Source organism: Xenorhabdus sp. TH1 (assembly GCF_037260955.1).
In the GTDB taxonomy this organism is placed as follows: domain Bacteria; phylum Pseudomonadota; class Gammaproteobacteria; order Enterobacterales; family Enterobacteriaceae; genus Xenorhabdus; species Xenorhabdus griffiniae.
Genome location: NZ_CP147734.1, coordinates 2427511 through 2439971, shown reverse-complemented (window position 1 = coordinate 2439971; position 12461 = coordinate 2427511). Strand labels below are relative to the sequence as shown.

Annotated in this window: 11 protein-coding genes; 4 read left to right on the top strand and 7 right to left on the bottom strand. The window is 40.9% G+C overall.

Translation table 11 applies throughout. From position 1 onward, the window contains the following. Positions 1–6: 6 nt before the first annotated feature. The 3 genes from artJ to WDV74_RS10690 all read right to left on the bottom strand — a co-directional run bounded on the left by artJ (position 7) and on the right by WDV74_RS10690 (position 2771). Entirely contained in the window at positions 7–744 is a 738-nt protein-coding gene (gene artJ / locus WDV74_RS10700) for an arginine ABC transporter substrate-binding protein (RefSeq protein WP_338882758.1), read from the bottom strand. Positions 745–901: 157 nt separating this feature from the next. Then, positions 902–1630, bottom strand: a complete 729-nt coding sequence (gene artP, locus WDV74_RS10695) for an arginine ABC transporter ATP-binding protein ArtP (RefSeq protein WP_338882756.1) — start codon at positions 1628–1630, stop codon at positions 902–904. A gap of 238 nt (positions 1631–1868) precedes the next feature. Further along, positions 1869–2771 (bottom strand): lysine exporter LysO family protein, encoded by a 903-nt coding sequence (locus WDV74_RS10690; RefSeq protein ID WP_338882754.1) that lies wholly within the window; start codon positions 2769–2771, stop codon positions 1869–1871. A 377-nt stretch (positions 2772–3148) separates the two neighbouring features. Here WDV74_RS10690 and macA point away from each other — a divergent pair, with 377 nt between their 5' ends. Both macA and macB read left to right on the top strand, forming a co-directional pair. Further along, positions 3149–4294 carry a macrolide transporter subunit MacA gene (gene macA, locus WDV74_RS10685; RefSeq protein ID WP_338882753.1) on the top strand — a complete coding sequence of 382 codons (1146 nt, stop codon included), beginning with the start codon at positions 3149–3151 and terminating at the stop codon, positions 4292–4294. Positions 4295–4296: 2 nt separating this feature from the next. Further along, the gene (gene macB / locus WDV74_RS10680) at positions 4297–6237 is read left to right on the top strand and encodes a macrolide ABC transporter ATP-binding protein/permease MacB (protein WP_338882751.1); all 1941 of its coding nucleotides are present in this window, start codon (positions 4297–4299) and stop codon (positions 6235–6237) included. 67 nt (positions 6238–6304) lie between these two features. On the opposite strand, the gene cspD is transcribed toward macB, so the two are convergent. Beyond that, on the bottom strand, positions 6305–6532 hold the full coding sequence (gene cspD, locus WDV74_RS10675; RefSeq protein ID WP_338882750.1) for a cold shock-like protein CspD: 228 nt from the start codon (positions 6530–6532) through the stop codon (positions 6305–6307). Between the two features lie 326 nt (positions 6533–6858). Between cspD and clpS the strand changes: the two genes are divergently transcribed. Together clpS and clpA are read left to right on the top strand one after the other, a co-directional pair. Next, entirely contained in the window at positions 6859–7179 is a 321-nt protein-coding gene (clpS, locus tag WDV74_RS10670) for an ATP-dependent Clp protease adapter ClpS (RefSeq protein ID WP_074018307.1), read from the top strand. A gap of 32 nt (positions 7180–7211) precedes the next feature. Next, entirely contained in the window at positions 7212–9497 is a 2286-nt protein-coding gene (clpA, locus tag WDV74_RS10665) for an ATP-dependent Clp protease ATP-binding subunit ClpA (RefSeq protein ID WP_338882747.1), read from the top strand. A 116-nt stretch (positions 9498–9613) separates the two neighbouring features. Here the strand turns inward: clpA and infA are convergent, their stop codons facing one another. The 3 genes from infA to cydC form a co-directional block, all read right to left on the bottom strand. Beyond that, positions 9614–9835: a translation initiation factor IF-1 gene (gene infA / locus WDV74_RS10660; RefSeq protein WP_047767507.1), complete on the bottom strand. Its 222-nt coding sequence runs from the start codon at positions 9833–9835 to the stop codon at positions 9614–9616. Positions 9836–9998: 163 nt separating this feature from the next. Next, complete coding sequence (gene aat / locus WDV74_RS10655; protein WP_338882745.1) at positions 9999–10691, bottom strand: leucyl/phenylalanyl-tRNA--protein transferase; 693 nt, start codon at positions 10689–10691, stop codon at positions 9999–10001. A gap of 8 nt (positions 10692–10699) precedes the next feature. After that, entirely contained in the window at positions 10700–12460 is a 1761-nt protein-coding gene (gene cydC, locus WDV74_RS10650; RefSeq protein ID WP_338882743.1) for a cysteine/glutathione ABC transporter ATP-binding protein/permease CydC, read from the bottom strand. Position 12461 lies beyond the last annotated feature (1 nt).

Below are 12461 nucleotides of genomic sequence, written 5' to 3'. Positions count from 1 at the left end.
TTGAGTTTATTGTTTAAACCATTTTTTGTAGATGGTATCGTAAGTACCGTCTTGTTTAACTTCTGTTAATGCTCTGTTCAGCTTATCTAGCAACTCAGTATTACCTTTGCGGACTGCAATACCTAAACCGACACCAAAGTAATTTTTGTCTGTCACCTTTTCGCCAACCGTGCTGAGTTCTTGATTCTTTTTTAGCCATTCATTGACGACGGCAGTATCACCGAACAACGCATCAATACGGCCATTTTTTAAATCAAGGATCGCATTTTGGTAGCTGTCATAAGGTACGGTTTTTAGCTCCTTATGTTGCTCCATCAAATATTTCTGGTGTGTAGTGCCATTCTGGGTACCTATTTGTTTACCTTTGAGATCGGCAACCTGAGCAAATTTTCCTTTAATGGCAACGAAAATGGCAGAGTTATCATAATATGTTTGGGTGAAATCAACTTGTTTTTGGCGGTCTGGTGTGATGTCGATACCCGCCATCAAAACATCAACACGGCGGAATTTTAAGCTGGGAATAAGGCTATCGAAAGCTTGGTTGGTAAATGTACATTCTGCGTTGAGCTTTATACATATGGCATTTGCTAAATCGACATCGAATCCTTGAATCTTATTGTTTGCATCAATAAATTCAAATGGAGGGTAAGTTGCTTCCGTCGCAAAACGGAGAGTTGCTTTCTCTGTTGCGGTTGCTGATAAGGTCACTGCACTCAATAAAGCTGCAAACAATATTTTTTTCATAGCAATATCCTGTTGTTGATGAATTTTATGGTTGATAACTGCTTTGATGTTTGTTTTGTAATAGATTATCGATATATCTACTTCATCTTTGAAAATGCTATCTTACGGAAATGTAGTAGCTTGAAATCTACCAGGTTAACAGATCCAATATGGTATTTTAGTGTGACAAATAGTGAGCAAAGGCTTTTGTTTGAGGACGCATAAAATGAGTAGCGTCACCTTTTTCGATAATGCGTCCTTGTTCCATGTATACAACTTGACTTGCTGTTTTGCGAGCAAATTCCACTTCATGAGTCACTATAACCTGAGTGATACCGGTTTCTGCCAGCTCTTTGATAATGCCAATGACTTGAGAGGTGATTTCGGGATCGAGTGCAGCAGTAGGTTCATCAAACAATAAAACTTGAGGCTCCATCATTAATGCACGTGCAATGGCAACTCGTTGTTGTTGCCCGCCGGAAAGGTGCAGTGGAAAACGGTTGGTAAATTCGTCTAAACGAAGTCGGGAAAGGAGTTTTGTCGCTTTTTCCCGTGCTTGTTGTTTGGATTGCTTCAATACTCGGCAAGGCGCTTCAATCAAATTATCCATCACAGTTAAGTGTGGCCACAGATTGTATTGTTGGAAGACCATGCCAACTTTTTGCCGCAATGCGAGAATTTCTTTGTGGTTAGGTTGCTGTTTGAAATCAAATTGGTGTGTTGCCACATTGAGTAGCCCGGAACGAGGTTGCTCCAGTAAATTCAAAACACGTAGCAAAGAACTCTTTCCAGCCCCACTGGGCCCTAGCAACACCACAGTTTCTCCCGATGTACATTCAAAACTGATGTCAAATAGAGCCTGGTGTGAGCCATAGAAACAATTTATGTTTTTTAATTGAATGCTCATGCGAAAAATATGAATAGTTAATTGATTGGTATGATATTAATCTCATAAGCATAACTATGCAATGATGTCTGCATAAAATTGTTATTTTAATCAAATTGGTAAGTTAACTAATCAATTTTTCAGTGTTTTTTAGATCTTTTTTACGCTTTATATTCGTTGGGTAGATTAATTTTTATATTGAAAATTTTTTTATTCAGTTTATGCATTAAACCAGGATAGGCTTTATTGCATAAACAATTTACTGAGTAAACAATGCAATGAATAAAGGGGTCAATAAACTCAATATAAAACCATGAACGATGGCTGCTGGTACAATACTGATACCACCACAGCGTTGTAAGATCGGTAAGGTAAAATCAATTGAAGCCGCTCCGGTTAAACCCAATGCGGTTGAACGGTAGCGATTTATTAGCATGGGAATAAGCATAATGGATGCCAATTCACGAGCTAAGTCATTGAAAAATGCAGTACTCCCAAGCACAGGCCCATAAGCATCGGAAATTAAAATGCCGGAAAGGGAATACCAACCGTATCCTGATGCGATAGCAAGACCCGTTTTAATCGGTAATTCCAACAAAAATGCAGCCAGTACGCCACCTAGCAAAGAACTTATGGCAACCACTATGGCAATAATCATACCACGGCGATTCAGCAGGGTTTGCTTTAGGCTCATACCGTTATTGCGCAGTTGAATGCCAACTAGAAATAGTAAAAAAATCAGGGCAATTTCGCTGGCTCGGCTAGCAAGATGAAACCCTGACCAGCCTGTTAGTCCAATAATAAATCCCAATACTAATGCGCCACATAATTTGATGGAATCCAGAGCTATATGTAATCGGGAAGGGGGTTTTTCTTGTTTATGTGCATTAATAATCCACGGATCTCGTTTATCCAAGAGGAAAAGCGCTAGCATATTAATTATAAAGGTGCACAGGAAGAATGTTATTGCATACAACAAGATGGAAAGTAAATGACTGCCCACGTTTTCCAGCATAGCAAGGGTGATACCCATCAAAATGAGAATGATATAGACCATGACATTGAGTAACTGGTGCACGAGGACTAGCATCGATTTATGATTCAGATGAATAAGGTAGCCCAGAGTCAAAGGTAGGAGAATAATTAATAATCCTGAATACATGATCCACATCCTTATCCAATAAAAAAACGTCTTTTATCTAATCTTAATAAGAAAAACTAGTCACAAAGGCTAATAAATATACGGAAACAAAAATTTTACATTAAAATAACAAGTAGGATAAAGGGAAGTATACTGAAAATCAACGCATTTTAATTCTCCCATCACCTTCAAAAGGAATATTTTCTAGGGTTGTTTGGCTGGCGAGAGAGGTCGTTAATTGAACTTGATTTTGTCTGCCTACATTGATTTTTTTAGAGAATAAATATCTGAAAGTTTTCTTATTAGAAATATCCCATTGATAGGATTTGTTTATGTCTTATACAGTAAAGTGCAAGTGAAGTAATTAGATAGCATATTTTAATAGTGGGTATTTGTTGATGAAACTTCTTTCTACCAAGTATCGCTGGATTGGGGCTGGGCTTATTCTCATAGCTATCGCCTCTGTATGGTCTTATTTTTTCTATCCGTCGAAGCCTATCACATATCAGACGAGTGCAGTGATAAAGGGAGATTTTGGAAGAAATGTTTTGGTAGTGGGTAAATTGGATGCGGTCAGTAAAGTTGACGTAGGGGCTCAAGTTAGTGGTCAGTTGAAAGAGCTCTATGTGAAATTAGGGGATAAGGTCAAGCAAGGCCAATTATTGGCTTTGATTGATCCACAGACTGCGAAAAATGCGGTAGAGGAAATTCAGGAAACAGCAAAATCACTGGAGGCTAATCTTCGTGGGGCGCAGGCTGAATTAAAACTTGCACAGCTTAAAGTAAATCGCCTGAGACATTTGTTTAAATTACGTTTAACGTCCCATCAAGAATTGGATTCCAACATAACAGATATGCAGTCTAAGGCTGCCAGAATTGACGACTTGGCAGCGCAAATTAAGCAAAATAAAGCCAAACTTGATACGGCAAAAACAAATTTACAATATACCAGAATTACTGCCCCAATAGAGGGCATAGTGACAGATATTAAAACATTCCAGGGGCAAACCGTGATTGCTGCACAGCAAGCGCCGACCATCCTGACACTCGCAAATCTCGATACTATGATTGTTAATGCAGAAGTATCGGAGGCTGATGTTATTAATTTAGAACCAGGTCAGAAAGTCTCATTTACTATCTTAGGAGCACCAGGAAGGCAATTTCACAGTGTTTTGAAAGACATTCTACCAACACCGCAAGCTGTGAATAACGCTATTTTCTACTATGCCCGCTTTGAAGTACCTAATCCCGAACATATTTTGCGTTTGCAGATGACTGCACAAATAAAAATAGAGCTTCAAACTCTGCATAATGTCTTGATGATCCCAATTTCAGCTTTGGAAGTCTCTACTCACCAATATACATCCTCAACTCAGTATGTACCTTCTACGCAATATGAAGTGAGTGTTTTGCATAATGGCAAAGCAGAAAAACGTAAAATCACGATAGGAGCCTTTGATAACACTAATGTCCAGGTGCTCTCTGGACTGAAAGAAAACGAACGTGTGATCACCAATCTCAGTGATAGTAGTGTAGAGGAATAATAATGGGCACATTACTGGAACTAAAAGGCGTTAGTCGTAGTTATCCTGCCGGAGAAGGACAAGTCACTGTTCTGGAAGACATTTCATTGTCTATACAAGCTGGAGAAATGGTGGCTATCGTTGGCACCTCTGGTTCAGGTAAGTCTACTTTAATGAATATATTTGGCTGCTTAGATAAACCTAGTAGTGGGGAATATTGGGTTGCAGGAAGAAATATTGCTGACTTGGATAGTGATCAGTTGGCAGAATTACGCAGAGAATATTTTGGGTTCATCTTTCAGCGTTACCATTTATTGACTCATTTAACCGCCGAACAAAATGTTGAAATTCCAGCTATTTATTCCGGTGTTTCAAAAATACAACGTCGTGAGCGAGCAATTGAATTGTTAAAAAGCCTTGGATTGGAAAATCGGATTGATTATCGACCAAGTCAGCTTTCAGGTGGGCAGCAACAACGGGTTAGTATTGCCAGGGCACTTATGAATGGTGGTCAGGTCATTCTTGCTGATGAGCCGACAGGCGCTTTGGATAGTACTTCCGGCCAGGAAATGATGGATATTTTGAAGAAGCTCTGCCAACAAGGGCATACGGTCGTTATTGTTACACATGATCCTAATATTGCTGCACAGGCTCAAAGGGTGATTGAAATTAAAGATGGGCGTATCATAAGTGAGGTGCATTCTTTTGAACATCAAACATTGCCTCATCTCTCCCCGATAGATGCAAAAACCTCTTCAGTGCGACAAATATGGGGACGTTTTAATGAAGCTTTATTAATGGCATGGCGCGCCATGAATGTGAATAAGCTACGTACTCTACTGACAATGCTTGGAATTATAATAGGCATTGCTTCTGTCGTAACGATCATCGTGATTGGTAATGCGGCAAAATCAATGGTGTTATCACATATTAAATCTATTGCCACTAACTCTATATCAATTTATCCAGGAAAAGATTTTGGCAGTGATGGCGCTTTGGATATGCAAGCACTGAAACTCGCTGATATTCTGGCAATAAAATCTCAGCCTTATGTTCAGGCGGCTTCTCCCGAATTTGTGAATAGCGGGAGTTTGCGTCAAGGCAATATAGATGCTAAAGCGCAAATATTGGGGGTAGGAAGTCATTTTTTTCAAGTATATGCCATGAAGTTTTCTCAAGGCATTCCTTTTACTTCAGACATGATTGAGCGTCAGTCTCAAGTGGTTATCATTGATGATAATACACGTAAGAAGTTCTTTCCTTACCAGGATAATGTGATAGGCAAGGAGTTACTGTTAACAAATTTGCCCTTGACGGTGATTGGTGTCATTGCTAATGGGCAAAGTCTTTATAGTAGTGATGCATTACAAATTTGGGTGCCTTACAGTACGATGAATAGCCGTTTGATAAATCAAAGCTACTTAAATTCTATCGTTGTCAGGTTGAAAGATGGCTATAAATCCAATGAAGCAGAAGCAAAACTTAATCAATTGCTGATATTCCGTCACGGTAAAAAAGATTTTCACACTTATAACGTAAATAAGACTATTAAAATAATGAATAGAACAACACGGACGATGCAAATATTTTTAACGTTAGTTGCGGTAATATCCTTAATTGTCGGGGGAATTGGTGTCATGAATATCATGCTGGTGTCAGTTACCGAGCGTACAAGGGAGATTGGTATTCGTATGGCAGTAGGGGCCAGAACCAGTGATATTATGCAGCAATTCCTTATTGAAGCTGTTTTGGTTTGTCTAATAGGGGGGGTACTGGGAATTATTCTGTCATGCAGCCTTTCTTTTATAGCGCAATTGATGTTACCAAGCTGGGATTTCGTTTATAACATCATTGCATTTATCATTGCATTTGGCTGCTCAACGGCAATAGGGATAATATTTGGTTTCCTGCCCGCGAGAAATGCAGCTCATCTCGATCCCATAGAGGCTCTGGCAAGGGAGTAAAACAGAGCACGCCACAAATAAGATTATTGTCTACTTGTGGCGTGAAAATTACGAATTTAACGGACTACTATTTTTTGGATTTTGAACCATCTTCCAGAGGTACAATGAGGCTGGCGTGGTTACCTTTGGGGCCTTGATGAACGCTAAAGTTCACTTTTTGTCCAGCTTTCAGCGTCCTATAACCATCCATCTGAATGGTTGAATAGTGAGCGAATATATCTTCACCTCCGCTGGTTGGGCAAATAAATCCAAAGCCCTTTGCATTATTGAACCATTTAACAGTACCTGTTTCCATACTTCTCTATCCCTCATATCACGATTTCGGGTTTAGGAGTCACTCAAAATTTTAAAATATGAACAAACGCCCAGACAGAAAGCGGTGTTCATAAAATATACTGTAGTGAAATTCATTACGTCGTCAAGCATATAAACAACGTCAGGTTGTCTCAAATGGCTAAAGTTTGATATAGATAACGATATCCGATTCTTAGGTAAAATTTAGCTCCGCTAATCCAGGAGGGAGGTAAGCAGAGTGCTTTATGAAGTGATAAAATATATAACAGTAGAATGAATTAGTTCATACTAGAATCCAGCGGACAGTTAATACCCAGCGGAAGAATAATGACTGAGTTTTATAACAATTTGAAAGTTGAAGAATTTATTGAGGATGATGCAAAACAAAAGCTACAACCACCATCAATGTATAAGGTTATTCTGAATAATGACGATTATACCCCTATGGAGTTTGTGGTTGACGTATTGCGAAAGTTCTTTTCTTATGATGTTGAACGAGCAACGCAACTAATGCTGGATGTCCATTACAAAGGGAAAGCAATTTGCGGAATTTATACGGCAGAGGTCGCAGAAACTAAAGCTGCGCAAGTGAACATGTATGCTAAGGAGCACGAGCATCCGTTACTTTGCACGCTGGAAAAAGTCTGATCTGGCTTACTGAAACTTAGGAGGAGGTGCTTATGCTCAATCAAGAACTGGAACTTAGTCTCAATATTGCTTTTGCCAAAGCAAAGGATAACAGACATGAATTTATGACCGTAGAGCACCTGTTGCTGGCGTTGTTAAGTAATACATCAGCACGGGAAGCACTGGAGGCTTGTAAAGTCGATTTGGCAATGTTACGCCAAGAGTTAGAAAGTTTTATTGCACAAACCACCCCCCTATTATCTGAAAATGATGACAGGGATACACAACCTACATTAAGTTTTCAGCGTGTTTTGCAACGTGCGGTATTTCATGTTCAATCTTCGGGGCGTTCGGAAGTCTCAGGGGCTAACGTTTTAGTTGCGATTTTTAGTGAGCAAGAGTCTCAGGCTGCTTATTTATTGCGTAAGCATGACGTTAGCCGTTTAGATATTGTAAATTTTATTTCTCATGGAACACGCAAAGACGAGTCAGATAATGATGCCCATCACAGTATCAATCCGGTTCCAGAAGAGCAGGTAATTAGTGAAGATCGATTGGAAAGTTTCACGACTAACTTGAATCAATTGGCACAGAAAGGGTTAATTGATCCGCTTGTCGGTCGTCAGAATGAATTGGAGAGAACGATTCAGGTACTTTGCCGTCGCCGCAAAAATAACCCTTTGTTTGTTGGAGAATCGGGTGTTGGTAAGACAGCCATTGCTGAGGGGCTTGCATGGTGTATTGTACAAAAAAATGTTCCCGAAGTGATGCAAGATTGTACCATTTATTCTCTTGATATTGGTTCATTGTTGGCAGGGACAAAATATCGCGGTGATTTTGAGAAGCGCTTCAAGTCTTTGTTAAAGACATTAGAGCAGGACAGCAAAAGTATTCTCTTTATTGACGAAATTCATACTATTATTGGAGCCGGTGCCGCATCGGGTGGGCAAGTGGACGCAGCTAATCTCATTAAACCGCTGTTGTCTAGTGGGCGTATACGGGTAATTGGCTCCACGACTTACCACGAATTCAGCAACATTTTTGAAAAAGATCGGGCTTTGACTCGTCGGTTTCAGAAAATTGACATTCTTGAACCTTCTGCTGAAGAAACGGTACAAATTATCAATGGGCTGCGTACTAAATATGAAGCACACCATGATGTTCGTTATACAGCGAAAGCCATTCGGGCGGCAGTTGAGTTATCTGTGAAGTACATTACTGATCGTCATTTACCGGATAAAGCCATTGATGTCATTGATGAGGCTGGAGCAAGGACCAGATTAGTGCCAGTTAGCCGCCGTAAAAAGACAATCAATGTTGCCGATATTGAATCCGTTGTTGCTCGTATAGCCCGTATTCCAGAAAAAACGGTGTCAGCTAGTGATAAGGATGTACTAAAAACACTGGATGAGCGTTTGAAAATGTTGGTTTTTGGTCAAGATAAGGCAATTGCTGCCTTGACAGAGGCCATCAGGATGAGCCGTGCGGGGTTAGGACAGGATCATAAGCCAGTAGGATCTTTTTTGTTTGCAGGACCGACGGGGGTGGGGAAAACAGAAGTCACAGTTCAACTTGCTAACGTGTTGAATATTAAATTGTTGCGATTTGATATGTCAGAATATATGGAGCGTCATACTGTCAGTCGTTTAATCGGAGCTCCTCCGGGTTATGTTGGGTATGATCAGGGAGGATTATTGACCGATGCAATCATCAAACATCCTCATTCTGTACTGTTATTGGATGAGATTGAAAAAGCCCATCCTGATGTCTTTAACCTGTTGTTACAGGTTATGGATAATGGAACATTGACTGACAATAATGGCCGCAAAGCGGATTTCCGAAATGTTATTTTGGTAATGACAACCAATGCAGGGGTGCGTGAAACACACCGTAAATCCATTGGATTCACTGAGCAGGATAACAGCACGGATGGTATGGAAGAGATAAAACGAATTTTTACACCTGAATTCCGCAATCGTCTTGATAGCATTATTTGGTTTGATGCGCTCTCTTCGGAAGTTATTCAGCAAGTTGTTGATAAATTTATCGTCGAGTTACAAGCCCAACTGGATGAAAAAGGTGTTTCCCTGGAAGTCAGTGCAGATGCCCGCCAATGGTTATGTGACAAAGGTTATGATAGGTCGATGGGGGCACGTCCCATGGCTCGTATAATCCAAGACAACCTCAAAAAACCACTGGCGAATGAATTGTTGTTTGGTTCTTTGGTGCATGGAGGCTCAGTCAAGATTAAACTTGATAAAACTAAACAGGTATTGTTATACGATTTTAAGGGCGCACAAAAGTCAAACAAAAAGAGATCAGAAGATGCCGTGTTATAAATATAAACGGTATCAGAGATAGAAACTGGTAATGGCAGGTAAGAAAGTAAAAAGCTAATGCCACACCACAGGTGAATTCCGAAAATACTATCACCTGTGGTGCTAAGGTATCTTAATCAGCGGCTACGGAAAGTGATGCGTCCTTTTTCCGGATCATATGTAGTTAGCTCAACTGTAACCTTGTCTCCTGTCAGGATGCGGATATAGTTTTTACGCATTTTTCCTGAGATATGAGCAGTGACAATGTGTCCGTTGTCTAATTCAACGCGAAACACAGTGTTTGGCAGTGTTTCTAAAACAGTACCTTGCATTTCAAAATTCGTGTCTTCTTTGGCCATCTAATCCTCTAAATGTAACAACCATAGTTTTTAACCGGCAAGATAATGCCGAAAAACCATCATTATGTAAAGGAATGTCGTATTTTAAGCCATCATTTTACATACGATAATATGATAGCTAATGACATTCCCACCATGAACAGCATTTATTTCTGAGAGATGATTATAAATCCAGCTTTTGTACAGACCAGCAGCCTGATTGCAATGACTGCTTTCTTAATTGGTAAAGGTGCTGGAGAAATTTTTCTCTCGGAATATTTTTAGCCCCCAATGATTCTGTATGGTGGTTTAATACCTGACAATCAAATAGTTGACCACCATGACACAAAAAATGGTGATAGAATGCGACAAATGCACATTTGGAAGCATTCTCCATTTTGCTAAACATCGATTCACCACAAAATAGTGTACCGACACAAACGCCGTATAAACCACCCACCAGTTGATGGTCATGCCAAACTTCTATTGAATGAGCCAGACCTTCTTTATGTAAGGTTTGATAACCTTTTTGAACATCTGGTCCAATCCAAGTGCCTTCTAGTCGTTGGGCGCAATTATATATCACTTCATCGAAAGCATGATTTACCGTAATCTGGTAAGTATGTTTTTTGCGAATAAATCGACGTAGTGTTCGGCCAATATGCAATTCTCCTGGAATCAGCACGGCCCTAGGATCGGGAGACCACCATAAAGGCGGTTCATCAGGCGAATACCACGGAAAAATCCCCTCATGATACGCTACTCGTAAACGTTCTGCACTTAGATCTCCTCCAAATGCCAATAAACCGTTGGGTTCAACTAGCGCATTGGTGGGATGGGGGAATTCATAGGAATTACCCAGTTGAGCTATCGACATAAGTTAAATCACCTTTGCTCAGGATAGCTCTGTAGCTGATGAAATTGTTGTCGCTGGTAAAATTGATAGTAACGCCCTTGTTGAGCTAGTAGCGCATTATGCTTACCTTGCTCGATAATGTGCCCTCCATCCATAACGCAGATTCGATCCATGTGTTGTAAACCTGTGAGGCGATGGGTAACGACAATTAAAGTTTTATGCTGACAACTACTGTGTAACAGCGACAGAATTTGCTGTTCTGTATCTGCATCAAGTCCTTCGGTTGGTTCATCCAGTAGCATTAAAGGGGCATTATGCAATAATGCCCTGGCAATACCTAAGCGACGTTGCTCTCCACCAGAAAGCTGACGCCCACCCTCACCCATCCAACAGTTTAGCTTTTTATCAGTGTCTAGCAAGTATCCTAAACCTACTTGTTTCAGTACGGTTGTTAATTCATCGTCACTAGCATCTGATTTTGCCAATAAGAGATTTTCACGCAAAGTATGGCTAAAGACATGTATCCGCTGGGGAACGATAGACATCATTGAACGCAATGTTGACTCATCATAGTGGGAGATGGGGTGCTGATTGAGTTGGATTTCGCCGCTATTGACATCCCAGGCACGCGTCAATAATTGCAAAAGCGTTGATTTACCACATCCTGTTTTTCCCAGTAAAGCAATATGTTCACCTGATGTCAGGGACAGAGAGATATTTTTCAATACTGGCTGTGGCTGGCCAGGGTAGGTGAAATCAACATTTTTTATTTCAAGACTGAGATTGCCATTTGCTTGTGGCCCATGAGAAGGGAAGGCGACTTCTGGTTTTTGGTACATCAACTGAGAAACACGCGTTGCAGATGCAATGACTTGCCCCATGTGCTGAAATGCTACGGTGACTGGTCCAAGTGCTTCAAATGCAGCAAGAGTGCAGAATGTAAACAGCGCGATTAATGCACCAGCCTGACTATTTTCACCCACACCTGCCGCTGCTAGCCATAGTATCAGCGTCACTGTTATGCCGGTGGAAAAAATCATGATGGCTTGTGATAGCCCGGTCAAATTGGCTTGTTTCTGCTGGCTTCTTAACCAATCGTTTTCCACCTCAGTCATGGATTGACGGAAGCGTCTAAGTGCACCAAACACGCTTAATTCAGCTTGCCCCTGTAAGGCGCTGGTAAGTAATGTACGATACTGGCCGCGTTGTTGGGTAATGTTTCTGCCATAAGGTTTTCCTGCGTGGTAAAACACGCAAGGTAATATCAGCAGTAGCCCTAACATAATACCACCAATAGTATAGGCGAGAGTGATATCAAGGAATCCTAGGCCAAATGTCAGAACGAGAATGACGACGAATGCCGCGAGGACAGGGGAAATAACCCGCAGATACAAGTGATCCAGTGTTTCGACATCCGCAACAAGTCTATTTAACAACTCACCTTGACGAAAACGAACAATGCCACCAGGAGAAAGAGGAAGTATTTTTTGAAACGCAAAAACACGTAAATGTGCTAATACCCGAAATGTTGCATCATGGCTGACAAGCCGCTCACCATAGCGACCAGCAGTACGAAAAATGGCCGCGCCGCGAACACCGGCGGCAGGCAGCATGTAGTTAAACGTATATAACCCTGCGAACCCAGCCAGGGCTGTGCCAGCAAGGAACCAACCAGAGAGTGTTAGCAACCCAATACTGGCGAGTAGCGTCACAATCGCCAATAGCATACCTAAACTGATGAGAAACCAATGGCGGCGGTAGAGCGCGAGAAATGGGAGTAATACACGCATG

What these genes read in the sequence shown, in the direction of transcription:
- artJ (WP_338882758.1), bottom strand. Translation starts at nt 744, where the DNA reads ATGAAAAAAATATTGTTTGCAGCTTTATTGAGTGCAGTGACCTTATCA.
- artP (WP_338882756.1), bottom strand. Translation starts at nt 1,630, where the DNA reads ATGAGCATTCAATTAAAAAACATAAATTGTTTCTATGGCTCACACCAG.
- WDV74_RS10690 (WP_338882754.1), bottom strand. Translation starts at nt 2,771, where the DNA reads ATGTATTCAGGATTATTAATTATTCTCCTACCTTTGACTCTGGGCTAC.
- macA (WP_338882753.1), top strand. Translation starts at nt 3,149, where the DNA reads ATGAAACTTCTTTCTACCAAGTATCGCTGGATTGGGGCTGGGCTTATT.
- macB (WP_338882751.1), top strand. Translation starts at nt 4,297, where the DNA reads ATGGGCACATTACTGGAACTAAAAGGCGTTAGTCGTAGTTATCCTGCC.
- cspD (WP_338882750.1), bottom strand. Translation starts at nt 6,532, where the DNA reads ATGGAAACAGGTACTGTTAAATGGTTCAATAATGCAAAGGGCTTTGGA.
- clpS (WP_074018307.1), top strand. Translation starts at nt 6,859, where the DNA reads ATGACTGAGTTTTATAACAATTTGAAAGTTGAAGAATTTATTGAGGAT.
- clpA (WP_338882747.1), top strand. Translation starts at nt 7,212, where the DNA reads ATGCTCAATCAAGAACTGGAACTTAGTCTCAATATTGCTTTTGCCAAA.
- infA (WP_047767507.1), bottom strand. Translation starts at nt 9,835, where the DNA reads ATGGCCAAAGAAGACACGAATTTTGAAATGCAAGGTACTGTTTTAGAA.
- aat (WP_338882745.1), bottom strand. Translation starts at nt 10,691, where the DNA reads ATGTCGATAGCTCAACTGGGTAATTCCTATGAATTCCCCCATCCCACC.
- cydC (WP_338882743.1), bottom strand. Translation starts at nt 12,460, where the DNA reads ATGCGTGTATTACTCCCATTTCTCGCGCTCTACCGCCGCCATTGGTTT.